General features: G+C 72.5%; 18 protein-coding genes. 9 read left to right on the forward strand and 9 right to left on the reverse strand.

Features of this window, described 5'->3' with window-relative positions:
- The first annotated feature begins 5 nt into the window (after positions 1–5).
- On the forward strand, positions 6–1,952 hold the full coding sequence (locus ACZ4E1_RS19695; protein WP_467540791.1) for an oxidoreductase: 1,947 nt from the start codon (positions 6–8) through the stop codon (positions 1,950–1,952).
- 18 nt (positions 1,953–1,970) lie between these two features.
- On the opposite strand, the gene ACZ4E1_RS19700 is transcribed toward ACZ4E1_RS19695, so the two are convergent.
- Positions 1,971–2,777 (reverse strand): phosphatase, encoded by an 807-nt coding sequence (locus tag ACZ4E1_RS19700; protein WP_467540793.1) that lies wholly within the window; start codon positions 2,775–2,777, stop codon positions 1,971–1,973.
- A 305-nt stretch (positions 2,778–3,082) separates the two neighbouring features.
- Positions 3,083–4,486, reverse strand: a complete 1,404-nt coding sequence (locus ACZ4E1_RS19705) for a PucR family transcriptional regulator (protein WP_467540795.1) — start codon at positions 4,484–4,486, stop codon at positions 3,083–3,085.
- A 214-nt stretch (positions 4,487–4,700) separates the two neighbouring features.
- Here ACZ4E1_RS19705 and ACZ4E1_RS19710 point away from each other — a divergent pair, with 214 nt between their 5' ends.
- From ACZ4E1_RS19710 to ACZ4E1_RS19725, 4 genes are all read left to right on the forward strand, one after another.
- Complete coding sequence (locus tag ACZ4E1_RS19710; RefSeq protein ID WP_467540797.1) at positions 4,701–6,167, forward strand: sodium:solute symporter family protein; 1,467 nt, start codon at positions 4,701–4,703, stop codon at positions 6,165–6,167.
- A gap of 47 nt (positions 6,168–6,214) precedes the next feature.
- Positions 6,215–7,210, forward strand: coding sequence for an agmatinase (gene speB, locus ACZ4E1_RS19715; RefSeq protein ID WP_467541331.1), 996 nt, complete (start codon positions 6,215–6,217; stop codon positions 7,208–7,210).
- 256 nt (positions 7,211–7,466) lie between these two features.
- Entirely contained in the window at positions 7,467–9,140 is a 1,674-nt protein-coding gene (locus ACZ4E1_RS19720; protein ID WP_467540799.1) for a thiamine pyrophosphate-binding protein, read from the forward strand.
- Positions 9,141–9,154: 14 nt separating this feature from the next.
- Positions 9,155–9,976, forward strand: coding sequence for a nitrilase-related carbon-nitrogen hydrolase (locus ACZ4E1_RS19725; protein ID WP_467540801.1), 822 nt, complete (start codon positions 9,155–9,157; stop codon positions 9,974–9,976).
- Between the two features lie 24 nt (positions 9,977–10,000).
- On the opposite strand, the gene ACZ4E1_RS19730 is transcribed toward ACZ4E1_RS19725, so the two are convergent.
- From ACZ4E1_RS19730 to ACZ4E1_RS19740, 3 genes are all read right to left on the reverse strand, one after another.
- Positions 10,001–10,627: a hypothetical protein gene (locus ACZ4E1_RS19730; RefSeq protein WP_467540803.1), complete on the reverse strand. Its 627-nt coding sequence runs from the start codon at positions 10,625–10,627 to the stop codon at positions 10,001–10,003.
- A gap of 102 nt (positions 10,628–10,729) precedes the next feature.
- Entirely contained in the window at positions 10,730–11,203 is a 474-nt protein-coding gene (locus ACZ4E1_RS19735; protein ID WP_467540805.1) for a TY-Chap domain-containing protein, read from the reverse strand.
- A 139-nt stretch (positions 11,204–11,342) separates the two neighbouring features.
- Positions 11,343–12,134 (reverse strand): endonuclease I family protein, encoded by a 792-nt coding sequence (locus tag ACZ4E1_RS19740; RefSeq protein ID WP_467540807.1) that lies wholly within the window; start codon positions 12,132–12,134, stop codon positions 11,343–11,345.
- Positions 12,135–12,414: 280 nt separating this feature from the next.
- Here ACZ4E1_RS19740 and ACZ4E1_RS19745 point away from each other — a divergent pair, with 280 nt between their 5' ends.
- From ACZ4E1_RS19745 to ACZ4E1_RS19755, 3 genes are all read left to right on the forward strand, one after another.
- Positions 12,415–16,140 (forward strand): ABC transporter ATP-binding protein, encoded by a 3,726-nt coding sequence (locus tag ACZ4E1_RS19745; protein ID WP_467540809.1) that lies wholly within the window; start codon positions 12,415–12,417, stop codon positions 16,138–16,140.
- Positions 16,141–16,378: 238 nt separating this feature from the next.
- Positions 16,379–16,708, forward strand: a complete 330-nt coding sequence (locus ACZ4E1_RS19750) for a hypothetical protein (protein ID WP_467541333.1) — start codon at positions 16,379–16,381, stop codon at positions 16,706–16,708.
- Between the two features lie 116 nt (positions 16,709–16,824).
- Positions 16,825–18,237: a S28 family serine protease gene (locus ACZ4E1_RS19755; protein WP_467540811.1), complete on the forward strand. Its 1,413-nt coding sequence runs from the start codon at positions 16,825–16,827 to the stop codon at positions 18,235–18,237.
- A gap of 185 nt (positions 18,238–18,422) precedes the next feature.
- On the opposite strand, the gene ACZ4E1_RS19760 is transcribed toward ACZ4E1_RS19755, so the two are convergent.
- The 3 genes from ACZ4E1_RS19760 to ACZ4E1_RS19770 all read right to left on the reverse strand — a co-directional run bounded on the left by ACZ4E1_RS19760 (position 18,423) and on the right by ACZ4E1_RS19770 (position 22,313).
- Positions 18,423–20,252, reverse strand: a complete 1,830-nt coding sequence (locus ACZ4E1_RS19760) for a glycoside hydrolase family 3 protein (protein WP_467540813.1) — start codon at positions 20,250–20,252, stop codon at positions 18,423–18,425.
- A 311-nt stretch (positions 20,253–20,563) separates the two neighbouring features.
- Complete coding sequence (locus ACZ4E1_RS19765) at positions 20,564–21,364, reverse strand: sugar phosphate isomerase/epimerase family protein (RefSeq protein ID WP_467540815.1); 801 nt, start codon at positions 21,362–21,364, stop codon at positions 20,564–20,566.
- A gap of 10 nt (positions 21,365–21,374) precedes the next feature.
- Positions 21,375–22,313 carry a bifunctional helix-turn-helix transcriptional regulator/GNAT family N-acetyltransferase gene (locus ACZ4E1_RS19770; protein ID WP_467540817.1) on the reverse strand — a complete coding sequence of 313 codons (939 nt, stop codon included), beginning with the start codon at positions 22,311–22,313 and terminating at the stop codon, positions 21,375–21,377.
- A 214-nt stretch (positions 22,314–22,527) separates the two neighbouring features.
- On the opposite strand from ACZ4E1_RS19770, the gene ACZ4E1_RS19775 reads away from it, so the two are divergent.
- On the forward strand, positions 22,528–25,734 hold the full coding sequence (locus tag ACZ4E1_RS19775) for a glycosyl hydrolase family 95 catalytic domain-containing protein (protein WP_467540819.1): 3,207 nt from the start codon (positions 22,528–22,530) through the stop codon (positions 25,732–25,734).
- Here the strand turns inward: ACZ4E1_RS19775 and ACZ4E1_RS19780 are convergent.
- On the reverse strand, positions 25,724–26,629 hold the full coding sequence (locus ACZ4E1_RS19780; RefSeq protein WP_467540821.1) for an inositol monophosphatase family protein: 906 nt from the start codon (positions 26,627–26,629) through the stop codon (positions 25,724–25,726). The genes ACZ4E1_RS19775 and ACZ4E1_RS19780 overlap by 11 nt on opposite strands.
- Positions 26,630–26,657: the final 28 nt, after the last annotated feature.

Raw genomic sequence — 26,657 nt, forward strand, 5'->3', positions numbered from 1 at the left:
CCGTCATGGCAGAGTTCCCGCACCTGTTCAGTCCACTGCGGATCGGTCCGGTGACCGTACGCAACCGCATCCTGTCCTCGGGGCACGACACCGTGCTCGTCGAGGACGGGGCCGTCACCGACGCGCTCGTCGCCTACCACGAGGCGCGGGCCGCGGGCGGCGCCGGACTCATCGTCCTCCAGGTCTCCGGAGTGCACCCCTCCGCCCGCTACACCACGCACGTCCTCATGGCCACCGACGACGACTGCGTCCCCGGCTACGCCCGGCTCGCCGAGACCGTGCACCGGCACGGCACCCGGATCTTCGGCCAGCTCTTCCACCCCGGGCGCGAGATCCTGGAGTCCGCCGACGGCAGCGCGCCCGTCGCGTGGGCGCCCTCGGCGACACCCAGCGAGCGCTTCCACGTCATGCCGCGCGCCATGACCGAGGCCGAGATCGAGGAGGTCCTCGACGGGTACGGGCAGGCGGCCCGGCGGCTGTGCGCGGCCGGGCTCGACGGGGCCGAGGTCGTCGCCAGCCACGGCTACCTCCCGGCCCAGTTCCTCAACCCGAAGGTGAACGTCCGCACCGACGGCTGGGGCGGCGACGGCGCGGGCCGGCTGCGGTTCCTGCGCGAGGCGCTGCGCCGGGCGCGGGCGGCGGCGGGCCCGGACTTCGTCGTCGGCCTGCGCATATCGGGGGACGAGCTGAGCCACGACGGGCTCGACACCGCACTCGTCCTGGAGACCGTCGCCGCGCTCGACGCCGAGGGGCTCGTCGACTACGTGTCCGTGTGCGCGGGCAGCTCGGCCAGCCTCTCGGGCGCCCAGCACATCGCGCCGCCCATGTTCCACGAGGCCGGGTACGTGGCGCCGCTCGCCGCGAAGGTGAAGGCCGTCGTCGGCGTGCCGGTGATGGTCGCCGGGCGGGTCAACCAGCCGCAGGAGGCCGAGCAGATCGTCGCCGCCGGTCAGGCCGACGCCTGCGCCATGACCCGCGCCCTCATCTGCGACCCCGAACTCCCCGCCAAGGCCGAACAGGGCCGCGCCGAGGAGATCCGCGCCTGTATCGGCTGCAACCAGGCCTGCATCGGGCACTTCCAGCTCGGCTACCCGATCTCCTGCATCCAGCACCCCGAGACCGGGCGCGAACTCCGCTTCGGCACCCTGCCGTTGCTCACCCGGCGCAAGCGGGTCCTCGTGGTCGGCGGCGGACCCGGCGGACTCAAGGCCGCCGCCGTCGCCGCCGCGCGCGGACACGACGTGGAACTGTACGAGGCCGCGCGACGGGTCGGCGGCCAGGTGCTGCTCGCCCAACTGCTCCCCGAACGCGCCGAGTTCGGCGGCGCCATCACCAACCTGGAGGGGGAGGCGCGGCGGGCCGGCGTACGGATCACGGTCGACGCGCCGGTCGACGCCGCCGTCCTCGACGCGCTCGCGCCCGACGCCGTCGTCCTCGCCACCGGGGCCCGGCCGCGCCGACCACACCTCGAACTGCTCGACGAACCAACGGTGTTGGACGCCTGGCAAGTGATTCAAGGGGCCGCCGTGCCGCGCGGGCGGATCGTCGTCGCGGACTGGCGCGGCGACTGGATCGGGCTCGGCGTGGCCCTCCAACTGGCGGTCCAGGGGCGGAAGGTGACCTTGTGCGTCACCGGCTTCGCCGCCGGGGAGCACCTCCAGCAGTACGTACGCTCCGCCCTGCTCGCCCGCGCCGCGCGGGCCCGCGTCGACATCGTGCCCAACGTGCGCCTCTACGGGGCCGACCGCGACACCGTCTACCTCCAGCACACGCTCACGGAGGAACCCGTGCTGCTCGAAGGCGTCGCCGGGGTCGTGCTCGCCCAAGGACACGAGCCGGTCGACGAGTTCGCCCCCGAAGGGGACCACGTCGTCGCCGTCGGGGACCGGGTCGCGCCGCGCACGGTCGAGGAGGCGGTCCTCGACGGGCTCACCGTGGGCGCGGCGCTGTGACCATGGCCCGGGCCTGGGTCAGTCGTCCAGCAGGCCCGCCGCGTTCAGCAGGTACGCCGTCATCGGGTCGTAGTGGCGCGGGCTCGTGACGTGGTCGTCCAGCGGGACCGTCACCTGCATCGTGCCCTCGGCCTCGCCGACGAACAGCGCCGGGTCGTTGGAGTCCGCGTAGCCGACCGAGTCCAGGCCGCGCTGGGCCGCGCAGCCCGCCCAGCCGTGGTCGGCGACGACGAGGTCGGGCAGCGGGCGACCCTCGCGCTCCAGGCCGTCCAGGATGCGGGTCATCGGGTCGGGGGAGTGGGTGTGCCACAGCGTCGCGCCGCGCTCCAGCACCGCGACGTCCGCGAACTGGAAGACCATGCCCTCCTCCGTGGCCAGGCCCTCGGGGATCACCATGATCTCGCAGCCCGCCGCGCGCAGGGCCGCGGCCGTCGCGCGGTGCACGTCGAGCAGCCCGCCCGGGTGGCCCGTCGCGAACAGCACCCGCTGGCGGTCCTCCGCCGCCTTGTGCAGACGGGCCGCCATCCGCTCCAGCGCGTCGACCGTCAGCTCCGGGTCGATCGTGTCCTGGCCGTAGCGGTGCTCCGGGTCGTCCACGACGCCGCAGCGCTCCGCCATCACCGCGAGGACGTCCTGCTCGTCGGTCCACCGGTCGCCGAGCTCCAGCCCCAGCCAGAAGTGGCGGTCACCGTTCGCCAGCTTGCGGTAGTGGGAGAGGTTGTTCTCCCGGGGCGTGGCCACGTCACCGGCGATGCGGGTCCGGACGAGGTGGGCGGTCAGGGCGGCACGGCTGGGTGTATCGCTGGGGATCCCGGGTATCGGCATGGGTCCATTGTGCCGGTGGTCGCTGTGCGGCGTTGATCGATTTCGCAGGGTGGGCTCTGGGCGGGCGGGATGCCGGGTACGGGAGGGGCACCCAGGTCGCGTCGCGGGCTGCGGCCGGTGGGGCTTCTCGCGCAGTTCCCCGCGCCCCTGAAATGCAGACCCTTCGGGTCGCATTTCCCCGATCAAGGCGCGGGGCGCCTGTTGTCGGGGGAAGGCGCGGCGAAGCCGCAGCCTTTCAGGGGCGCGGGGAACTGCGCGACCAGCCCCCACCGGCCCGCGTCCGGCGAGGACCACCGAAGCGCCCCCTACAGATGCCGCAGCGCGAACCACAGTTCCATGCGGACGTCCGGGTCGTTCAGGTCCGCGTTCAGGAGGTCCGCGCAGCGGGTGATGCGCTGGCGGACCGTGTTGCGGTGGACGTCGAGGGTCAGGGCCGTGGTCTCCCAGCTGCCGTGCACGGAGAGCCATGTGCGCAGGGTCTCCAGGAGTGCGGGGTGGGGGAGGAGCGGGGCCAGGGCGGGGGGCGCGGCTCCGTCGGGGCGGTGGTGGACCAGGGGGGAGCGGGTCGCCCGGGCGCGGGCCAGCGCGCTCGCCGCCTGTGCGTCGGCGAGGGGGAGGTCGCCGGGTGACACGGGCGCGCTGACGCCGAGCGCGCAGCCTTCGTACGGGGAGACGTCCTGATCGGCCGGGACGAGGGCGCGGGTCAGGGTGCCGTCCGTGGCGACGAGCGGCGTACCGAGATCGGGGGCGGGGGACGACGCCCCGTTCGCCCAGGCGTGGACGACCTTCCAGCGCCCGGGGCCGAGCAGCCCCGCCGCGGTGCCGTCCCGCTCCGCCCCGAGCAGCAGCCCCACGAGCGCGGCCGTGCGCTGGGTGTCGTCGGCGGAGCGGTGCGCCCCGGCGAGGAGGGAGAGGAGGACGACGGCCGCTCCGGCGATCGTGTGGTCGCCGGACGCGCGCGAGGGCGCCGCGAGCCCGAGCGCCCCGCCCCCGCTCAGCGCGTACGCCGAGAGGTGCAGCTCCCCGACGGTGTCCGCGGCGGACGCGGGCGCGGGCAGCAGCCGGCTGGTGCGCGGGCGCACCACATCGGTGAGGGCGGACAGCGCGGCGGCGGCGCGCCCGGGCGGTCGCGGCCCGGCGCTCTCCAGCTCCGTCCCGTCCGCGGTGACGGCCACCGCGTAGCCCCCGGTCCGCTGCGCCAGCCGGCCGAGCACCGCCCGCACCGGATCGGGCCGCGCCGCCGCGGAGGCCAGCGCCTGCTGCGCCTCGGTGACCCGGCGCAGCTCGGCGTGCCGGGCCTGCGCCATCAGCTCCCACACGGCCCGGGCGATCCCGCTGAAGGTGATGGCCGGCGGTACCTCCACGAGCGGAAGGCCATGCGCGTCGCACGCCGCGACCAGGCCCGGCGGCACCGTGTCGTGGACCGGCGCGACACCGAAGCCCAGGGCGACGGCCCCGCCGGCGACGACCCGCGCCGCGTACGTGTCGAAGCTCGTACCCGCGTCGAAGGTGCCCTCGCCGGCCTGCACGCCGGCTGTGAGAAGCAGCTCACCGCCGAGCAGGTACGGGCGGGGGTCGGGCAGCTCCGAGGTGTGCGCGCCGTGCACCAGGACATCGGCCGCGTCGGGCCCCGCGATCTGGCGAAGCCCCAGGTCGGCGCGGGCGAGCAGCGCGGCGAGCGGAACGCCCGAGGTGGGGGGAGCGGGCACCGGCACGGTGGATGAATCCTCTACTCGCATCGGATGAAGTAGATGAAACTTACACTTCAGTGTTGCTTTTCGGCCACTTACATTCATGAGGCAATGAACCGGTGGGTGCGGGTACGGGCGGATGTCCCCGCTGCCGAGGTGGCCCTCTCTCAGGGCCCGTGAGCCGGACCAACCCAGCACGACACGCCACCGAGGTGTGCAAAGGAGGTCGTCCATGGCCGTCGACTACGTAGTGATCGTCGCCTATCTGGCCGGCATGCTGGCCATGGGCTGGTGGGGCATGCGCCGCGCCAAGTCCAAGAGCGACTTCCTGGTCGCGGGCCGCAGGCTCGGCCCCGCCATGTACTCCGGCACGATGGCCGCGATCGTCCTCGGCGGCGCCTCCACCATCGGCGGCGTCGGCCTCGGCTACCAGTACGGCCTGTCCGGCGCCTGGATGGTCTTCACCATCGGCCTCGGCATCCTCGCCCTGTCGCTGTTCTTCTCCGCGCGCATCGCCCGGCTGAAGGTCTACACCGTCTCCGAGATGCTCGACCTGCGCTACGGCGGCCGGGCCGGGCTGATCTCCGGCATCGTCATGTGGGCGTACACGCTGATGCTCGCGGTCACCTCGACCATCGCGTACGCCACGATCTTCGACGTCCTCTTCGACGTCCCGCGCACCCTCGCGATCGTCATCGGCGGCACCATCGTCGTCGCGTACTCGACGCTCGGCGGCATGTGGTCCATCACGATCACCGACATGGTGCAGTTCGTCGTGAAGACCATCGGCGTGCTGATCATCCTGCTGCCCGTGGCCGTCGTGAAGGCGGGCGGCTTCAGCGAGATGAAGGAAGCGCTGCCCACCTCGTACTTCGACCCGCTGGGCATCGGCGGCGAGACGATCTTCACGTACGTGCTGATCTACACGTTCGGCATGCTCATCGGCCAGGACATCTGGCAGCGCGTCTTCACCGCCCGCAACGACAAGGTCGCCCGCTGGGGCGGCACCGTCTCCGGCGTCTACTGCCTCGCCTACGCGATCGGCGGCGCCGTCATCGGCACCGCGGCCAAGGTCATGTACCCGACCGGGCTCGGCACCGCCGACGAGGCCTTCGCCCGCATCGTCAAGGACGAACTGCCCGTCGGCGTCCGCGGCCTGGTCCTGGCCGCCGCGCTCGCCGCCGTCATGTCGACCTCGTCCGGCGCCCTCATCGCCTGCGCCACCGTCGCCAACAACGACATCTGGAAGCGGCTGCGCGGGCTGCCCGCCGACAGCGGCGACGGCCACGACGAGGTCAAGGGCAACCGCCTGTTCATCCTCGTCATGGGCGCCGCCACGATCGTCACCGCGATCGCCCTGAACAACGTCGTCGAGGCCCTCACCGTCGCCTACAACCTGCTCGTCGGCGGCCTCCTCGTGCCCATCCTCGGCGGCCTGCTGTGGAAGCGCGGCACCGCCGAGGGCGCCCTCGCCTCCATCGCCGTCGGCGGTCTCGCCGTCGTCGGCCTGATGTGGCACTACGGCATCCTCGCCAACGAGGCCGTCTACTACGGCCTGGCCGCGTCCCTCGTCACCTACGTGGTCGTCTCCCTGGCCACGAAGGCGACCGACGCCACCGTCCTCGCCAACTGGCGCGACCGGCTCGCCGGCCGCGGCGGCGAGACCCCGGAGGCGGCCCCCGTGGCCGTGTCCCAGTAACCCCTCCGCAATCCGCTGACCCGCGTTCGAAAGAAGGCATGCGCGCAATGAACAGCTTCGAGACGCCCCGCGTTCCCAACGGCCCCACCGGCGCCGTCGGCCCGGTCGACTCCTCCCGGATCCCGCGGTACGCGGGCCCGGCCACGTTCGCCCGCCTGCCCCGCCTCGACGAGGTCGGCTCCGCCGACGTCGCCGTCGTCGGTGTCCCCTTCGACACCGGCGTCTCCTACCGGCCCGGCGCCCGCTTCGGCGGCAACGCCATCCGCGAGGCCTCCCGCCTCCTGCGCCCCTACAACCCGGCGCAGGACGCGTCCCCCTTCGCGCTCGCCCAGGTCGCCGACGCCGGTGACATCGCGGCCAACCCGTTCAACATCAACGAGGCCGTCGAGACCATCGAGGCCGCCGCCGACGACCTGCTCGGCTCCGGCGCCCGCATGATGACCCTCGGCGGCGACCACACCATCGCGCTGCCGCTGCTGCGCTCGGTCGCCAAGAAGCACGGCCCGGTCGCGCTGCTCCACTTCGACGCGCACCTCGACACCTGGGACACGTACTTCGGCGCCGAGTACACGCACGGCACGCCGTTCCGCCGCGCCGTCGAGGAGGGCATCCTCGACACCTCCGCGCTCTCCCACGTCGGCACCCGCGGCCCGCTCTACGGCAAGCAGGACCTCACCGACGACGAGAAGCTCGGCTTCGGCATCGTCACCTCGGCGGACGTCTACCGCCGCGGCGCCGACGAGGTCGCCGACCAGCTGCGCCAGCGCATCGGCGACCGCCCGCTGTACATCTCCATCGACATCGACTGCCTCGACCCGGCCCACGCCCCCGGCACCGGCACCCCCGAGGCGGGCGGCATGACCTCCCGCGAGCTCCTGGAGATCCTCCGCGGCCTCTCCTCCTGCAACCTGGTCTCCGCCGACGTCGTCGAGGTCGCCCCGGCCTACGACCACGCCGAGATCACGGCCGTCGCCGCGTCGCACACCGCGTACGAACTGACGACGATCATGTCCCGCCAGATCGCGTCCGCTCGCGGCGAGTGACAATTGACCGGACGGGCCCCTTCGCCGTAGGGGCTCGGCTCCGGTCACGCGTGCGGGCCGGTGGGGGCTGATCGCGCAGTTCCCCGCGCCCCTAGAGGCGAACGGCTTCGCCGTTCAGCCTCTATCGGGGAAATGCGGCGCGCAGCGCCTGCATTTCAGGGGTGCGGGGAACGACCAGCCCCCACCGGCCCGCAGCCGCGACTCGACCCACCCCCCTACGGCGAGCCGGCGCAGACCCGAAACCCGCGGAGGCGGAATGACGCACGACCACGACCTGGACCTGACGCCGACCGCCGCGCAGACCGAGGCCGCGCTCAACCCACCCGCGGGACGCAACGGCGGCGACCTCGTCGTCGAGACGCTGCACGGCCTCGGCGCGTCCACCGTGTTCGGCCTGCCGGGCCAGCACGCCCTCGGCATGTTCGACGCGCTGCGCCGCTCCGACCTGCGCTACGTCGGACTCCGCATCGAGAACAACGCGGGCTTCGCGGCCGACGCGTACGGCCGGATCACCGGCGAGGTGGCCCCGCTGCTGCTCTCGACCGGCCCCGGCGCGCTCATGTCGCTCGCCGCGCTCCAGGAGGCGGCCGCCGCCTCCGCGCCTGTGCTCGCCATCGGCAGCCAGGTGCCCGTTGCCGGGCTCGGTGGCGGCCGGCACGGCTATCTGCACGAGCTGCGCGACCAGCAGGCCTCCTTCCGGGACGTGGTCAAGTCCGTCCACACCGTCCGCACCGCCTCCCAGATCCCGTCGGCGATCGCCGCGGCCTGGGAGTCGGCGCTGACCGCGCCGCACGGCCCGGTCTGGGTCGAGATCCCGCAGGACGTGCTCCTCGCCCCGACGACCCTGCCCGTCGTCACCGCGATGGACGCCACGCCCCGCGACCTCGTGCCCCGCCCCGAGCTGACCGCCGTCGCCGCCGACCTCCTCGCGAAGGCCGAGCGCCCGGCGATCATCGCGGGCGGCGGGGTCGTCCGCTCCGACGCGGCGGGCAAGCTGCGCGCGCTCGCCGAGCGGATCGACGCCCCCGTCGTCACCACGTTCGGCGGCAAGGGCGCCTTCCCCTGGGAGCACCCGCTCTCGCTCCAGTCCTGGCTGGAGGACCGCCACACCACCGACTTCCTGGAGGACGCCGACGTCCTGCTCGTCGTCGGCTCCGGACTCGGCGAACTCTCCTCGAACTACCACACGTTCGCGCCGCGCGGCCGGGTCATCCAGATCGAGGCGGACGCGGGCAAGCTGGAGTCCAACCACCCCGCGCTCGGCATCCACGCCGACGCCCGCCTCGCCCTCCAGGCTCTGGTGGAGACGGTCGAGGAGCGCACCGACGCCGACGCGTCGGCCCGGGTGGCGGCCGTCCTGAAGGCCGTGCGCGAGCGGATCGACGCGCAGGAACTGACCCTGGAGCAGCAGGTGTTGAGGTCGGTCCGGGAGGCTCTCCCGGCCGGCTCGCCCTCCTTCTGGGACATGACGATCCTGGCCTACTGGGCCTGGTCCGCCTGGCCCGGCGCCATGCACTCCGCCCAGGGCGCCGGCGGCCTCGGCTACGGCTTCCCGGCGGCGCTCGGCGCGGCCGTCGCCGACCCCACCCGGCCCGTCCTCGCCGTCTCCGGCGACGGCGGCGCCCTGTACTCGATCGCCGAGCTCGCCACCGCCCGCCAGCACGACCTCGACGTCACCTGGCTGATCGTCGACGACGGCGGCTACGGCATCCTGCGCGAGTACATGACCGACGCCTTCGGCCAGGCCACCGCCACCGAGCTGAGCCGCCCCGACTACGTGGCCCTCGCCGAGTCCTTCGGCGTCCCGGCCGTCCGTACGAGCCCCGAGGCGCTCCGCGACGACCTGGCGAAGGCCCTGTCCGCACCGGGCCCGCACGTCGTGGTGCTCCCGGCCCTGCTCCGCATGTTCGCCCCGACGCACCTGGGATGATGGAGGACTCTGTGATGACGACGACCGTGGCCTGCGCCCAGCTCGCCCTCCACGTGGGGGACGTGGCGGCGAACCTCGCCGCCGCCGAGGAGGCGATCGAGGCCGCCGCGAACGCGGGCGCCCGCGTCGTCGTCCTCCCCGAACTCACCAACAGCGGCTACGTCTTCGAGTCCCCGGCGGAGGCCCGCGCCCTCGCCGAGCCCGTCGACGGCCCGACCGTCGCCGCCTGGTCCGCCGCCGCCCGCCGGCACGGCGTGACCCTGGTCGCGGGCCTCGCGGAGCTCGACGAGGACGACCAGGTGCGCAACTCCGCGGTGGTCATCGACCCGGCCGGCACCGTCCGCGCCGTCTACCGCAAGGCCCATCTCTTCGGCACGGAGAAGGAGTTCTTCGTCCCCGGCGACGAGCGCCCGCCCGTCGTCGACATCGAGGGCGTCGGCCGCGTCGGCGTGATGGTCTGCTACGACCTCGAGTTCCCCGAGTGGGTCCGCCTCGCCGCCCTGGCCGGCACGGACCTCCTGTGCGCCCCGGTCAACTGGCCGCTGTTCCCCCGCCCCGAGGGCGAGCGCCCCGCCGAGGCCGTCCGCGTCCAGGCCGACGCCGCCGTCAACCGCATGTACGTGGCCGCCTGCGACCGGGCCGGCGACGAGCGCGGCGTCCGCTGGACCGGCGGCTCGATCATCACCGACCCCGACGGCTTCCCCCTGGCCGGCCGCACCCCGACCGACGGCCCCACCCTCCTCCTCGCCTCCTGCGACCTCCCCGAGGCCCGCGACAAGCGCCTCGGCGACCACAACGACGTGTTCGGCGACCGGCGGCCGGAGCTGTACGGCTGATGCGGCGCGGCCGTCTGAAGGTCGTCACACACTGTGATGTCCGATGGCGGCGCGGGCTCGGTCGATGGCCGTCCGGTCGGGTGCGATCCAGCTTCCGAACGCGCCGTCGGCGATGTCGTCCGCCAGTTCCTCGGCCTCGGCCGAGCGCATGCCTGTCGATTCCAGGAACCAGCGGAGAGCGGCGCCAAGAGTGCCGCACCACAGCTCCCCGGCGTCCGTCCGTTGAACGACCAGCCTCACGAGGGGTGCGATCGCGCTCTCGCGTAGCCGCGAAATCGTCTCGGCATCGGCCCCTGGCTCGGGGATGAACGGAGCGAAGGTCGCCGCCAGTTCCTCCAGCCAGGATCGCCACCGCAGGAGTGCCTCCGTGTAGCGGACTGCCTGCTGGTCGAGGTCGCCGGATCCGAGACCGCTGGGTGGGAGCTGTCGGATGACAGCTCCTGAATCCGGATACTCCTGCGTCGCGGTGAACCAGCCGAACGCCCACGAGCCGTAGTGCTCGGCGAGTCCACGGGCGACCGAGTTGTCGGACCAGAGGCCGCGGGGGCGGCCCGACTCCGGATCGGGGGCACTGATCACGGCACGGACCGTCTCCAGTGCCTGATCCGGGTCGAAGGGGTGACAGCGGGGATCGATGTCCTGCCAGGTCATCGTCGCCGGATACCAGTAGCTATTGATCTTGACTCCAGGCTTGCAGGCTCATGAGCGGCGCGCCCAGGACTGCGCGGGCATCGACGTCGGATCCGGCCCGCGCTACTCCGTGCGCGGGAGTCCCAGGGCGTACAGGTCGAGGGAGCCGACGCCCGGCTTCTCGTTCCAAATCTGGTAGGTCAGGGCGGAGGGGGACGGGAGACGGAGGGCGTCGCGCAGGCCGGTGACGGACATGCCGGCCAGGGCCTGGTACTCGGCCGTGGTCGCCAGGAAGAGTTCGAACTTCCAGTTGCGGCTGTTGTCGTCGGCGTCCGGATCCAGCCATCCGGCGGCCCTGATCAGCCGGGCTCCCTCCTCGCCCGCGCGTACGGCGGGATCGAGATAGGAGTCGCCGACCAGCTCGGCGTAGGTGCGCTCCTCCTCCCGTACGAACTGCACGAAGCGGTTGTGGCCGCTGTCCGCGGTCTCCTGGATCACCACGACGCTTCCGTCGGGCAGGTCGAGCAGCTCCTCGGCCAGGCCGGTGGTGAAGGCGGCCCAGGCGTGCTCGGCGTCGTGCGGGTGCCTGTCGTCCATCGCTGCGCGTCCCCGTCCGTTCGTCGTGCGTGCGGTGTGCGGTCGCACCCGTCGTTCGCGTCCATCGTCTCCGATGCCACGATCGGGTGCGGCCCGCACACCGTCCGTCCGGCGCGAGCCCGACGGCCTCGCGGGGGGCCTAGTAGATCGACTCGACCCACTCCGGGTGGTCGATGAACGGGTTCCGGTTGTGCTGGTAGGTCGTGTAGATGACCTCGTTGCGGTTCTTCTCGAAGGCGTCCGGCGGGTCCTCCGCGCTCCACTTCTTCAGGACGGCGAGCTTGCCGATGTAGGGCGCGCTGCCGTTGTCCACGGACTCGTTGGGCTCCAGGTCGGCGAAGGCGTCGTCGCCCTCGTAGCGCACGGCCATGTAGAGGATCATGCGGGCGACGTCGCCCTTGACGGCGTCGCGCGGTTCGAAGGAGTCCGCGTCGGTGAGGCTGCCGCCGCCGTTCGGCACGGCGCTGCCGCCCTCGTCGAAGTCCTTGTTCCCGCGGATGGAGTTGACCGTCACGTCCTCGGGCCGCAGGTGGTGCAGATCGGTGCCGGGGCCGGTGGTGGTGCCGAAGTCGCCGTGGGACTTGGCCCAGACGTGCTCCCGGTTCCAGTTGCCGGTGTTGCCGCCGCTGAGGGACTTGGCGCGGGAGGTGCCGCTGTAGATCAGGATCACGTTGTTGCTGTTGTTCGGATCCTGGTCGGTGGTCTTCAGGGCGTTCCAGACGCCGTCGTACGAGAGCTTGGTCTGCTTGCTGATGATCGTGTGCAGCGCGGACTTGAGCTGGGGGCCGGTCTTGCCGAGCGCGTCCTGGTAGTAGGTGTCGTCGTACGCGGTGGAGGCGTTCGCCGTGGCCGCGGTGGTCGTCGGCAGGGTCACTGCGGCGAGCACGGCGGCTGCCGCGAGGGCCAGTGTGCGTATGCGCGTTCCGGGCATGTGGGGTGTCCGTCCGATCTACGCGGGTTGACTGCGGTCATCCGGAGCGTGACATGAACACGTAGAGAATGGGTGAACGAGACGGGGTGATCGTGTGCAGTCAAAACCACATGGCCGTGCCGATCACGGCGCCCGTCCTGACGCCGTCGTGGCGCTGTAGTGCCGCTGCAGTGGCGCCGGTCGTGGCGCCGAATGTTGCCGCGGGATGAAATCGACCGCCCCCCTTGTTGGCCCTTCGGCAGATCAGGACGTGGAACGAGGCAGTGGGAGGCGGCGCGCAGTGGCGCAGGAACGGGGCTGGGCGGGGAGACTCGCGGGGTACGCGTGGCGGTATCCCAAGGACGTCGTGCTCGCACTCGGCGCGTCGCTCGGCGGCATGGCCGTCATGGCCCTGGTCCCGCTGATCACCAAGGTCATCATCGACGACGTGGTCGGCGACCACACCCGCTCCATGGGCGTGTGGGCCGGCCTCCTGATCGGCTCGGCCGTCGTCGTCTACGTCCTCACCTACATCCGCCGCTACTACGGCGGCCGGCTCGCCCTCGACGTCCAGCACGACCTGCGCACCGAGATGTACGGGACGATCACCCGGCTCGACGGCCGGCGCCAGGACGAGCTGTCCACCGGTCAGGTCGTCGGCCGCGCCACCAGCGACCTCCAGCTCATCCAGGGCCTGCTGTTCATGCTCCCGATGACGATCGGGAACGTCCTGCTGTTCCTGATCTCCCTCGTGATCATGGCGTGGCTCTCGCTGCCGCTGACCCTCGTCGCCCTGGCCGTCGCCCCCGCCCTCTGGTTCATCGCCAAGCGCAGCCGCTCCAGGCTCCACCCCGCCACCTGGTACGCGCAGGCGCAGGCCGCCGCCGTCGCCGGGGTCGTCGACGGGGCCGTCAGCGGCGTCCGCGTCGTGAAGGGCTTCGGGCAGGAGGAGCAGGAGACCGGGAAGCTGCGCGAGGTCGGCCGCAAGCTGTTCGCCGGACGACTGCGCACGATCCGGATGAACGCGAAGTTCACCCCCGCCCTCCAGGCCGTGCCCGCGCTCGGCCAGGTCGCGATGCTGGCCCTCGGCGGCTGGCTCGCCGTACGCGGCCAGGTCACCCTCGGCACCTTCGTCGCCTTCTCCAGCTACCTCGCCCAGCTCGTCGGCCCGGTCCGCATGCTCGCCGTCGTCCTCACCGTCGGCCAGCAGGCCCGCGCCGGCGTGGAGCGCGTCCTGGAGCTCATCGACACCGAGCCGTCGATCGAGGACGGCCACAAGGAGCTGCCCGCCGACGCGCCCGCGACCGTCGAGTTCGACGACGTGTCCTTCGGGTACGCCGACGCCGAGCGCAAGGTCCTCGACGGGCTCTCCTTCGAGATCCGGGCCGGCGAGACGCTCGCCGTCGTCGGCTCCTCCGGCTCCGGCAAGTCCACCGTCTCCCTGCTGCTGCCCCGCTTCTACGACGTCTCCGGCGGCGCCGTCCTCGTCGGCGGCCACGACGTGCGCGAGCTGACCCAGTCCTCGCTGCGCGCCGCGATCGGCCTCGTCCCCGAGGACTCCTTCCTCTTCTCCGACAGCGTCCGCGCCAACATCGCGTACGGCGCCCCGGACGCCACCGACGAGCAGATCGAGGCGGCGGCGCGCACCGCGCAGGCCGACCGGTTCATCGCCGAGCTGCCCGAGGGCTACGACACCAAGGTCGGCGAGCACGGCCTGACCCTCTCCGGCGGCCAGCGCCAGCGCGTCGCGCTCGCCCGCGCCATCCTCACCGACCCCCGCCTGCTGGTCCTCGACGACGCCACGTCCGCCGTGGACGCCCGCGTCGAGCACGAGATCCACGAGGCGCTCGGCCAGGTCATGGCCGGCCGCACCACCCTCCTCATCGCGCACCGCCGCTCCACCCTCGGCCTCGCCGACCGCATCGCCGTCCTCGACGGCGGCAGGCTCGCCGCGATCGGCACCCACGAGGAGCTGGAGGCCGGCTCCGCGCTCTACCGCCGCCTGCTCACCGACCCGGACGAGCTGGGCGGCGTCTCGCCCGGCCACCTCGCCGAGCGCGCCGAGGAGGAGCCGGAGGACACCTCCGTACGCGCGGAGCTCGACGCCGAGTACGACGCCGAGCGCGGCGTCACCCCCAGGCTGTGGACGGGGGACCGCGAGCCCAAGGACCTGGCGCTCGCCGGGATGCCCGCCACGCCCGAACTGCTCGCGCAGGTCGACGCGCTGCCCCCGGCCGCCGACACCCCGGACGTCGACGAGGCCCGCGCCGTCACCCCCGAGGACAGCTACGGCCTGCGCCGCCTGCTGCGCGGCTTCGGCGCCCCGCTCCTGATCAGCCTCGCCCTCGTCGCGGTCGACGCCGGGGTCGGCCTCGCGCTGCCCGTCCTGATCCGGCACGGCATCGACGAGGGCGTCACGCAGCTCGCGCTCGGCGCGGTGTGGGCGGCGGCCGGGCTCGGCCTGGTCGCCGTGCTCGTCCAGTGGGCCGCGCAGATCGGCGAGACCCGCATGACGGGCCGCACCGGCGAGCGCGTCCTCTACTCGCTGCGCCTGAAGATCTTCGCCCAGCTCCAGCGGCTCGGGCTCGACTACTACGAGCGCGAGCTGACCGGCCGGATCATGACCCGGATGACGACGGACGTCGACGCTCTGTCGACGTTCCTCCAGACCGGCCTGGTCACCGCCTTCGTCTCCGTCGTCACGTTCTTCGGCATCATGGCCGCGCTCCTCGTCATCGACGTCCAGCTGGCCCTCGTCGTGTTCGCGACGCTGCCGCCGCTGATCGTCGGCACGTTCTTCTTCCGCCGCGCGAGCGTCAAGGCGTACGAGCTGGCCCGCGAGCGGGTCTCGGCGGTCAACGCGGACCTCCAGGAGTCGGTGTCCGGACTGCGCATCGTGCAGGCCTTCCGCCGCGAGCAGGACGGCTTCGAGCGCTACGCGGCGGGCAGCGCCAGCTACCGCGAGGCCCGCATCCGCGGCCAGTTCCTGATCTCGGTCTACTTCCCGTTCGTGCAGCTGCTCTCCTCGGTGGCGGCCGCGGCCGTCCTCGTGGTGGGCGCGCACCGGGTCGACGCCACGACCCTCACCACCGGCGCGCTCGTCGCGTACCTGCTCTACATCGACCTGTTCTTCGCCCCGGTCCAGCAGCTCTCCCAGGTCTTCGACGGCTACCAGCAGGCGACCGTCTCGCTGGGCCGCATCCAGGAGCTGCTGCGCGAGCCGACCTCCACGAAGGCGGCCCACGAGCCGCTCGACGTGCTGTCGCTGCGCGGCGAGATCGCCTTCGAGGACGTCGACTTCGCGTACGGCACGGACGAGGCGGCGCTCACCGGCGTCGACCTGCGCGTCCCCGCCGGGCAGACCGTCGCGTTCGTCGGCGAGACCGGCGCGGGCAAGTCCACGCTGGTCAAGCTCGTCGCCCGGTTCTACGACCCGACCTCGGGCCGCGTCACCGTCGACGGCACCGACCTGCGCGACCTGGACCTGACCGCGTACCGGCACCGGCTCGGCGTCGTCCCGCAGGAGGCGTACCTGTTCCAGGGCACGATCCGCGACGCCATCGCGTACGGGCGGCCCGGCGCGAGCGACGCCGACGTCGAGGCGGCGGCCCGCGCGGTCGGCGCGCACGAGATGATCGCGACGCTCGAAGGCGGCTATCTGCACGAGGTCGCCGAGCGCGGCCGCAATCTGTCGGCCGGTCAGCGCCAGCTGATCGCGCTGGCCCGCGCCGAGCTCGTCGACCCCGACATCCTGCTGCTCGACGAGGCGACCGCCGCCCTCGACCTCGCCACCGAGGCACAGGTCAACCAGGCGACCGACCGCCTCGCCGGCAAGCGCACCACGCTCGTCGTCGCGCACCGCCTGACGACGGCGGCCCGCGCGGACCGCGTCGTGGTGATGGACGACGGCCGCGTCGCCGAGGACGGCACCCACGACGAGCTGCTGCGCCTGGGCGGCAAGTACGCCCGCCTGTGGAGCACGTTCATCGGCGAGGACGTCGACGAGGCGGTCGCCGGCGCGTCCTGAAGGAGCCCGTCCTCGCGAGGCGCGTCCTGAAGGAGCCCGTCCTCGCGAGGCGCGTCCTGAAGGAGCGTGTCCTGAAGGCGCGATTCCGCAACCGTCGCCCCTGTGTCCCGCGTCCGTACATCAGTACCCTGGTGCGAACGCGACGGGAGGGGCCGCGGTGGCGAGAGGTGAGGGAGACGGCATACGCGGGGCGCGCCGCGCGGGTACGTACGCGCTGACCGTGCTCGCGGGCGCCGGAATGCTGCTGCTCGGCGGGCCGTTCGCGGGCAGCGCCCAGGCCGCCGCGCTGTGCCCCGGACACCAGGTGCGCAGTCTGTCGTTCAGTACCGGCAAGACCGTCGTCTACCGCAACCGCGACTACGTCTGCGCCGTCACCCTCGCCAAGTCCGCGGGGCCCCGGCGCAGCATGTCGGTCGGCGTCCAGGCGCGCGGCAGCCGGGCCGTCGTCGACCGCGGCGACTTCACTCACCACGCCGGTCCGGTCACCGTCCACGCCGGTCACCGCTGTGTCCGCGTGACGGGACACGTAGGCGGCACATCCACCCGAACCGGCTGGATCCTGTGCTGAGGTCGCACCTCATCCGGTCATGACATGATCCTGAGCGAACACCAAATACCTCTGGTGGTGCAGGAATTGCTCCGATAGTTTCCGGGGCGCATCTGTGAATCTCCAGGGGAGGGTGCATGCGCACAGCGCTCAGATGGCTGCTGTCGCTCGTGGTGCTCATCGGCACCGCGAGCGCGGCCGGGATATCGACGGCGACCGCCGCCGAGGAATCCTCGGCAGCAGCCGCCGCCACCGACATCAAGGACAGGCTTCTCGCCGTACCCGGCATGAGCCTGATCGAGGAGAAGCCGTACGCGGGCTACCGCTACTTCGTCCTCAACTACACGCAGCCGGTCGACCACCGGAACCCGAAGGCCGGCACCTTCCAGCAGCGCATCACCGTGCTGCACAAGGACGTCAGCCGCCCGACGGTCATGTTCACCAGCGGCTACAACGTGTCGACGAACCCGTCGCGCAGCGAGCCCACCCGGATCGTCGACGGCAACCAGGTCTCCGTGGAGTACCGCTTCTTCACGCCGTCCCGGCCGCAGCCCGCCGACTGGTCGAAGCTGAACATCTGGCAGGCCGCCAGCGACCAGCACCGCATCTTCAAGGCGCTCAAGCCGATCTACGGCCAGAACTGGCTGACGACCGGCGGCTCCAAGGGCGGCATGACCGCCACCTACTACGAGCGCTTCTACCCGCGCGACATGGACGGCGTCGTCGCCTACGTCGCCCCGAACGACGTCGTGAACAAGGAGGACTCGGCCTACGACACCTTCCTCGCGAACGTCGGCCCGAAGGACTGCCGCGTCGCCCTGCAGAAGGTGCAGCGCGAGACGCTGGTGCGCCGTGACGCGCTCGAGAAGAAGTACAAGGACTTCCTCGCCGCGAACAACTACACGGTGAACACGGTCGGTTCGCTCGACAAGGCGTACGAGGCGACCGTCCTCGACCTGTTCTGGGGCTTCTGGCAGTACCAGCCCGAGTCCGCCTGCGCCGACGTCCCGGACGCCGCGACCGTCTCCGACGACGACCTGTTCACGTACGTCGACGAGGTCGGCGGCTGGGCCTCCTACGCCGACCAGGGCCTGACCCAGTACACGCCGTACTACTACCAGGCGGGCACCCAGCTCGGCTCGCCCGACATCAAGCAGCCGTGGCTCGCCGACCTGTCCCGCTACGGCTACCAGCCGCCGCGGAACTTCGTGCCGCGCGACATCCCCATGACGTTCGAGCCGTCCGCGATGCGTGACGTCGACAGCTGGGTGCGCCACAACGCCACCCGCATGCTGTACGTGTACGGCGACAACGACCCGTGGGGCGCCGAGCCGTTCCGCCTCGGCAAGGGCGCGCGCGACTCCTTCGTGATGCACGCGCCGCACGCCAACCACGGCGCGAACGTGGCGGCCCTCAAGCCGGCCGACAAGGAGCTCGCCACGGCGCGCATCCTCGACTGGGCGGGCCTGTCCGGAACGACCGCGCTGGCCGCGCATGACAAGAGGCTGGACCGGCCTGGGGTTCAGCGCGGTCTGTCCCTGCGGCCGTAGGTCACCGGGCGGCTGCGGGCCCGGTGGGGGCGGGCCGCGCAGTTCCCCGCGCCCCTGAAATGCAGACCCTTCGGGTCGCATTTCCCCGATGAGGCGCAGCCTCAGTAGGGGCGCGGGGAACTGCGCGAACGGCCCCCACCGGCCCGCAGCCGGGATCGAGCCGGCTGCGGGCAGACGGGAATCCGTCAGTACGACAGCCCGTACCCGATCGGGAAGAGTTCCTTCGACGGGTCGTCGGCTCGCTGCACCGGCACGGGCAGCTTGCCCTGCGGCTCGGCGGCGCCCGTGAGAACACGTACCGCCGCCCGCAGCTCCACGTCGATCCAGGAGTACGCGGCCACATGCGCGGCCGAGACGTCCAGTTGAGCGACGTCGTACGGGTTGCGCATCGACAGGGTGACCACCGGGACACCGGTCGCCGCGACCGCCCGCACCAGCTTCTGCTGCGCGCTGCCCGCCGTCACGTTGTACGTGCCGATCAGCACCGCGTCCTGCCCCGCCGCGGCGGCGACGGCCTGGTCGATCGCGGCCTGGCTGGGGGCCGTTCCGGTGGCCAGGACCGTGGCGGTGAAGCCGAGTTCGGTGAGCGCGGCCCCGAGCACGGTGGTGGGCGGTCCGTCGCTGAGTGAGGGCGAGGCCGGGTTCGCGCCGAGCACCAGGACCTTCTTGTGGGTGCGCCGGTTCAGCGGCAGCAGCCGGTCCTTGTTCACCAGGAGCGTCGTCGTGCGCTCGGCGATCCGGTCGGCGGCGGCGAGATGCTGGTGCGTGCCGACCGTCTTGTCGACCTGGTCGTGCGCCACGTACGGCTCGTCGAACAGGCCCAGCTTGGCCTTGAGCCGCAGGATGCGCAGGATCGACTCGTCGAGCCGCTCCTCGGTCAGCTCCCCGCCCTTCACGGCGTTCAGCACCGCGTTCCACGCGACGGACAGGGACGGCGGGTTGAGCAGCTGGTCCACGCCTGCCTTCAGGGCGAGCACCGGCACCCGCTCGTCGCCGTACTTGGTGCGCACGCCCTGCATGCCGAGCGAGTCGGTGACCACGACCCCGTCGTAGCCGAGCTGCTCGCGCAGGATGCCGGTGAGGATCGGGTGCGAAAGGGTCGCCGGGTCCTCGGCCGGGTCGAGCGCCGGGACGACGATGTGCGCCGTCATGATCGAGTCGATGCCGGCGGCGATCGCCGCCACGAACGACGGCTTGTCCAGCTGCTCCCACTGCTCGCGCGTGTGGTGGATGTACGGCAGCTTGGCGTGCGAGTCGTCGACCGTGTCACCGTGCCCGGGGAAGTGCTTGGCCGTCGACGCGATGTGCGCGGACTGGTAGCCCTTGACCTGGGCGGCGACCATCCCGGCGACGGCCTTCGGGTCGGCGCCGAAGGAGCGGACGCCGATCACCGGGTTCGCCGGGTTGATGTTGACGTCCGCGTCCGGCGCGTAGTCCTGCCGGATGCCGACCGCGCGCAGTTCGGCGCCCGCGATCTGGCCCGCCTTGTGGGCGTCGGCCCGCGAGCCGCCCGCGCCGAGCGCCATCGCGCCCGGGAACAGGGTGGCGGGCTTGCCGACCCGGGCCACTATCCCGTGCTCCTGGTCCGTCGAGATCAGCAACGGGACGCGGGAGTTCTGGGCGAGGCCCGCGGCCTGGATCCCGTTGCTCAGGTCGGCGATCTGGTGCGGGTCGCGGACGTTGTGCGCCCACGCGAAGTAGATGATGCCGCCCAGCTTGTACCGGTCGATCATCTCGGCGGCCGTGCGGACGCCGATCTCCTTGAGGTTGGCGTCGATGTCGGCCTGGTCGGGGTCGGTGGCCGAATGACCGTAGACCCGCATCACGAACAGCTGGCCGACCTTCTCCTCCAGGGACATCCCGGAGATGACCTGCCGGAGGGCCCGGTCGGAACGGGCTCGGTCGTCATCGGGTGAGGTGGACGCCTGGGCGGGTGCGGCGCTCAGGCCTGCGGCGGCGACACCGGCGGTGGCGGTCGCGGCGGCGATCAGCGTACGTCTGGACAGCTGGGGCACGTGCGCTCCTTCCGGAGGGAGGGGCGGTGTGAAGAAAACTTCCGCGCGACACGGATATCGAGAAAGTTTCTGCCAGTCAAGGCACTTGGCGGTTCCCTCCGGGGTGTGGCGGGTGTTCGACCGCGTCTGCCGTCCCCCGGCTTCGTCGCGGTCTGCCGGCCGGTGGGGCTTCTCGCGCAGTTCCCCGCGCCCCTGATGAGGCTGCGCCTCATCGGGGAAATGCGACCCGAAGGGTCTGCATTTCAGGGGCGCGGGGAACTGCGCGACCAGCCCCCACCGGGCTGCACCCGGCGACGCAACCAAACCCCGCCCTACGCCGACTCGTTCAGCAACCGGCCCACATAATCGCGCCCCGCCCCCAACAACCCCGGAAGCGCCGGGATCCCGTCGTACCAGCGGGCCTCGTACTCCCAGCACAACCACCCGTCCCAGCCCGCCCGACTGAGCACCTCCACACACTCCCCGAGCGGCAACCCCCCACGCCCGAGCGGCAGCGGCACCGTGTCGCCGTCGCCCGCGATGTCCTTGACCTGCACATACCCCAGGTAGGGCGAGATCGCCGCGTACGTCTCGCCGGGCTGCTCCCCACCCAGCCACGTGTGCATCACGTCCCAGAGCACCCCGACGCTCCGGTGCCCCACGGCCCCCACCACCCGGCACGCGTCCGCCCCGGTCCGATGCGAGTCGTGCGTCTCGAGGAGCACGCGCACCCCCCGGTCCGCCGCATGCGCGGCCACTGCCCCGAGCCGCCGCGCCGCGGCCGCGTCGGCCACCTCGGCGTCCTGCTCCTCCCCGGCCCCGGGAAAGACCCGCACGTACGAGGCCCCGATGTCCCCGGCGAGATCGACCAGCTCCCGCATCTCCTCGAGCACCGGCCCGTCCTCCCCGGGCGCCGCCACGCGCGCGTATCCGGCGACCCCGAGCACCTCCACGCCCGCGTCGCCGAACGCCGCGGCCACATCGGCCCGTTCCCCGGGCGTGAGCCCCAGATGCACCGGCTCCTCGGGATGGGCGCGCAGCTCCACCCCGTGATAGCCGTGCTCCGTGGCGAGCGCGAGGACGTTCGGGAGCGGGAGACCAGGGACACCGAGGGTGGAGAACGCCAGCTTCATGGCCCGGACCTTACCCAGCGCCGCCGTCGCGCAAGGGCAACCGCCAGTCCTGCCCGGTCAGATCGGCCCCGAACGACCGGTGCGGCTTCTCGCCGGCCAGCACGAACCCGTGCCGCCGGTAGAGCGACCGGGCCGCCTCCAGCACGTCGTTCGTCCACAGCACGAGCTCCCGGTACCCGACCCCGCGCGCGAAGTCGACGACGGCCCGCACCAGCCGGTCCCCGATCCCGAGCCCCCTGGCCTCCGGCTCGACGAGCAGCAGCCGCAGCCGGGCCGTGCCGGGCGCCGCGTCCCGTACGCACATCACGCACCCCACGGGCCGCCCGTCCAGCTCGGCGATCCACACCCGCTCCAGATGCGGGTCGTGGTCCTGGGCGAAGTCGGCGACGATCCGGGCGACCAGCCCCTCGTAGTCCGCGTTCCAGCCGAACTCGGCCGCGTACACCGCCCCGTTGCGCGCCACGATCCAGCCGAGGTCGCCGGGTCCGGGCTCGCGCAGCAGCACGTTGTCCGGGTGCGGGGCGGCGCGCCCGTCGCCGAGGACCTCCCGCACGGTGCGCAGCGCCTCGGAGAGCCGCTCCCGGTCACCGGCCGGCACGGAGGCGAGCAGCGAACCGACCGCCTCCCGGGACCGCTCGTCCAGCAGGTCCGCGGCGCCGCGCCCGCGCGCGGTGAGGGTGACCCGCCGCCGCCGGGCGTCGTCCCCCGACGAGGCCCGCTCGACGAGCCCCGCCCGCTCGAACTTCCCGAGGATCCGGCTGAGATACCCCGAGTCGAGCGACAGCCGCGCGCGCAGATCGGCGGCGTCGACATGCTCCGTGTGCGCCAGCTCGTACAGCACCCGGGACTCGGTGAGCGTGTACGGGGCGTACAGGTGCCGGCCGTAGTCCAGCGCCCCGATGACATTGGTGTAGAAGCGGTTGAAGGACCGGATGTCCTGCACGGTCATGACGCCACCTTGCGACGTGAATCATTGACTGAGTCAGAGATCGAGGGTTCTGCCAGCGTACGCCGAGGGGTGCGGGGCGTCCATGTGTCCGGCACGGTAGACCCCTAGACATCCGATCTCTCCTGCGGGCAGGATGCGCACTCCGCCACACTTCAGGGAAGCGCCACCCCCACGCCCCGCGAATGAGCCGATCAATCGGCCGGGAGGTCTCGCCGTGCCCCAGGAACTCGACCCGCACCGACGCAGCGTCCTCAAGCTCGGCGGGGCCCTCGCCCTCGCACCGCTGATCACCCAGCTCGCCGGGGCGACCCCGGCGGGACCGGCCGCCGCCGCGCCCGCGGGCGCCCCCGCGCCCCTCCGGTGGCCGGCCCTGTCGCGCAAGGCGCTGACGTACACGGTCCCCGCGACGGACTGGCAGTCGCAGGCCCTGCCGATCGGGAACGGCCGGCTCGGCGCGATGCTCTTCGCCGACCCCGACGAGGAGCGGATCCAGTTCAACGAGCAGAGCCTGTGGGGCGGTGTCAACGACTACGACAACGCCCTCGCCGGAGAACCGGACGACGCCTTCGACACGAGCATGACCGGCTTCGGCTCGTACCGGAACTTCGGTGACCTCACCGTCGCCTTCGGCCCCGCGAAGCCGAAGGTCACCGCCCCGGGCGGGCCGTACCGGACCTCCGCGACGGAGGGCGTCGACAAGACGTACGACGGCAGGACGGGCACCAAGTGGTGCATCGAGGGACCGGGTGCGAAGGTGCGGTGGCAGGCGGAGCTCCCCGAGCCCGTCGAGGTCACCTCCTACCGGCTGACGAGCGCGAACGACGTGCCGGAGCGCGACCCGCGGGAATGGACGCTCTCCGGCTCCCGCGACGGCGACACCTGGACCGTGCTCGACAGCCGTACGCTGCCGGCCCCCTTCGAGAACCGGGCGCAGACCAAGGAGTTCACCTGCGCCAGACCCACCGCCGCCCACCGCTTCTACCGCTTCGACTTCGTTCCCGCGGCGGGGGTCAGCCACTTCCAGGTCGGTGAGATCGGCCTGACCGGCGTCGACCTCGGCGCGAACGACAGCCGCGTGTACCTGTCGTCGCCGAGCGGACACTCCGAGGGCTCCGGGGCGGCGGGCGCGGCCACGGGCATCTCCGCCTCGGTGGACCGCGACCCGGCCACGGTCTGGCGGGCCGAGCCCGGCGCGGCGCGGGTCGTCTGGCAGGCCGACCTGCCCACCGCCGCCGCCGTCACCTCGTACACCCTGACCGCGGCCCCCGACCGCCCCCAGGACGACCCGCGACGCTGGGAGCTCCAGGCGTCGAAGGACGGTCAGGCCTGGGTCACTCTCGATACGCAGAGCCCCGGCGCCCCCTTCGCCGGGCGCGGCGAGAGCCGGACCTTCCGCCTCGCCGACGGCACGGCCTACCGCGCCTACCGGATCGCCTTCACCCCCGGCGCGGACGCCACCGGCTTCCAGATCGCGGAGATCGCCCTGGCGGGCCCGGGATTCGACACCCGCGCACGGCGCACCGTCGTCGACTACGAGCGGGCCCTCGACTTCTCCCGGGGCGTCCACGTCAGCCGCTTCGGAGCCCCGGGACGGCGCGTATTTCGGGAGGCCTTCGCGAGCCGCTCCGCGGACGTCATGGTCTTCCGGTACACGACGGACGACGACCGGGGACTCACCGGAACGATCTCCCTGACCTCGGCGCAGCAGGACGCACCGGCGACCGCCGACGGCGACGCCCGCCGGATCGCCTTCCACGGCGCCCTGGGCAACGGCCTCCGGCACGCCTGCACCGTCCGGGTCGTCGACACCGACGGCACGTTCGGCGCCGACGGGGCCGTACTGCGGTTCAAGGACTGCACACGGCTGACCCTGCTGCTCGACGCCCGCACCGACTACCGGCTCGACGCCGCCGCCGGATGGCGCGGAGCCGACCCCGGGCCCGCCGTCACGGCGGCGCTCGACCAGGCGGCCACCCGCACCTACGACGCACTGCGCGACGAACACACGGCCGCCACCCGGGCGTTGACTTCCCGGGTCTCCGTCGACTGGGGCACCACGGACGACGCCGTCCTCGCCCTGCCGACCGACGCCCGGCTCGCGCGCTACGCGGCCGGCGGCGAGGACCCCACCCTCGAACAGACGATGTTCGACCTCAGCCGGTACCTCCTGATCAGCTCCTCGCGCCCCGGCGGCCTGCCCGCCAACCTCCAGGGCCTGTGGAACGACAGCAACTCCCCGGCCTGGGCCTCCGACTACCACACCAACATCAACATCCAGATGAACTACTGGGGAGCCGAGACGACGAACCTGCCCGAGTGCCACGAGGCCCTCGTCGGCTTCGTCCGACAGGTCGCCGTGCCCAGCCGCGTCGCGACCCGCAACGCCTTCGGCAAGGACACGCGGGGCTGGACCGCCCGCACCAGCCAGAGCGTCTTCGGCGGCAACGCGTGGGAGTGGAACACCGTCGCGAGCGCCTGGTACGCCCAACACCTCTACGAACACTGGGCGTTCACCCAGGACCTGACCTACCTCCGCAGGACCGCCTACCCGATGATCAAGGAGATCTGCGCGTTCTGGGAGGACCGGCTCAAGGAGCGCGAGGACGGCCTCCTCGTCTCGCCGGACGGTTGGTCCCCCGAGCACGGGCCGCGCGAGGACGGCGTCATGTACGACCAGCAGATCATCTGGGACCTGTTCCAGAACTACCTGGACTGCGAGGCGGCGCTCGACGCGGACCCCGGCCACCGGGCGAAGATCGCCGACCTCCAGGCACGCCTCGCGCCGAACAAGATCGGCCGATGGGGCCAGTTGCAGGAGTGGCAGGAGGACATCGACAGTCCCACCGACATCCATCGCCACACCTCACACCTCTTCGCCGTCTACCCGGGCCGCCAGATCACCCCGAAGAACGCCGACCTCGCGGCCGCCGCCCTCGTGTCGCTCAAAGCGCGATGCGGAGAGAAGGAAGGTGTCCCCTTCACCGCCGCGACCGTGTCGGGCGACAGCCGCCGCTCGTGGACCTGGCCCTGGCGGGCCGCCCTCTTCGCCCGCCTCGGCGACGGCCTGCGCGCCCGGATCATGCTGCGGGGCCTGCTCACGTACAACACGCTGCCGAACCTGTTCTGCAACCACCCGCCCTTCCAGATGGACGGCAACTTCGGCATCGCGGGCGCCGTCGCGGAGATGCTCCTCCAGAGCCACGACGGCACCCTCCACCTGCTGCCCGCCCTGCCGGACGCGTGGAAGGCCGAGGGGTCCTTCACCGGCCTCCGGGCCCGGGGCGGCTACGAGGTCGGCTGCGCATGGCGCGACGGGAAGGTCACGTCCTACGAGATCGTGGCTGACCGTGCCCGCGACCAAGGCCCCGTCACGGTCCGGGTGAACGGCACCGAGAAGAAGGTGAAACCCGTCAAGCCCTGACAGACCGGTCTCCGCCCGCCCCCGGCCCGCACCGCTCCCCGCGAACGAGCCCCAGCAGCACCGCGTGCGTCTCCGCGTCGGCCGCCACGATCAGCCCGTCCGGGCCGCTCAGGACCGGCTCCCCGCGTAGGCCCGTCACGACGCAGCCGGCCGCGCGGCACAGGGCGATGCCGGCGGCGAAGTGGACGCTGTCGCGGAGGTCGCCGTCCGTGACGTACGCGGCCCGGCGGCCGGCCGCGACCCAGGCGACCGCGAGGGTCGTGGAGACGACGCGGGGGCGGAAGTGCTCGGCGAAACCGGGGGCGGCGAGGAGGCGGGCCGCGCTGAAGTCCGGGGCGTTCGGGAACGGCGGATCGAGGTTGACGTCCACGAGGCGGGAGGCGGCCGAGGGGGAGAGGGGGTGGTCGGTGCCCTCTGCGTCCCGGAGCCAGGAACCCCCGGTCCCGGTCCCGGTCCCGGTCCCGTTCCCGTTCCCGTTCCCGTGGCCGTCCGTCCAGAAGACCTCCTCGTTGAAGGGATCGGCGGTCGCGGCGGCGCGGGTCGAACCGTCCACCTGGAGCGCGACGTTGACGCCGACCAGCGGGGTGCGGACGGCGTAGTTGAGCGTCCCGCACAAGGGGTCCACCAGCCAGCGTCGCGCGGCTCCCTCGGCCCCGCCGCGCCCGCTCTCCTCGCCCGTCACGGCGTCCCCGGGCCGGGCCCGCCGCAGCACGTCGAGGACGGCCTCCTCGGCCGCCAGATCCGCGGCGGTGGCGAAGTCGCCGCCGCCCTTGTCGACGCGGGCGAGCGAGGTCCCGTACATCGCGCGCACGACGGCGGCGCCGGACAGGGCGGCCTGGACGGCCAGTTGGGCGTCGTCGGAGGGGCTGGGCGCGGGCGTGTTCATGATCGGCATGACGGGAGAATAGGGGCGACGCCCGAGG

The sequence above is a fragment of the Streptomyces sp. NPDC025806 genome, from assembly GCF_055558275.1.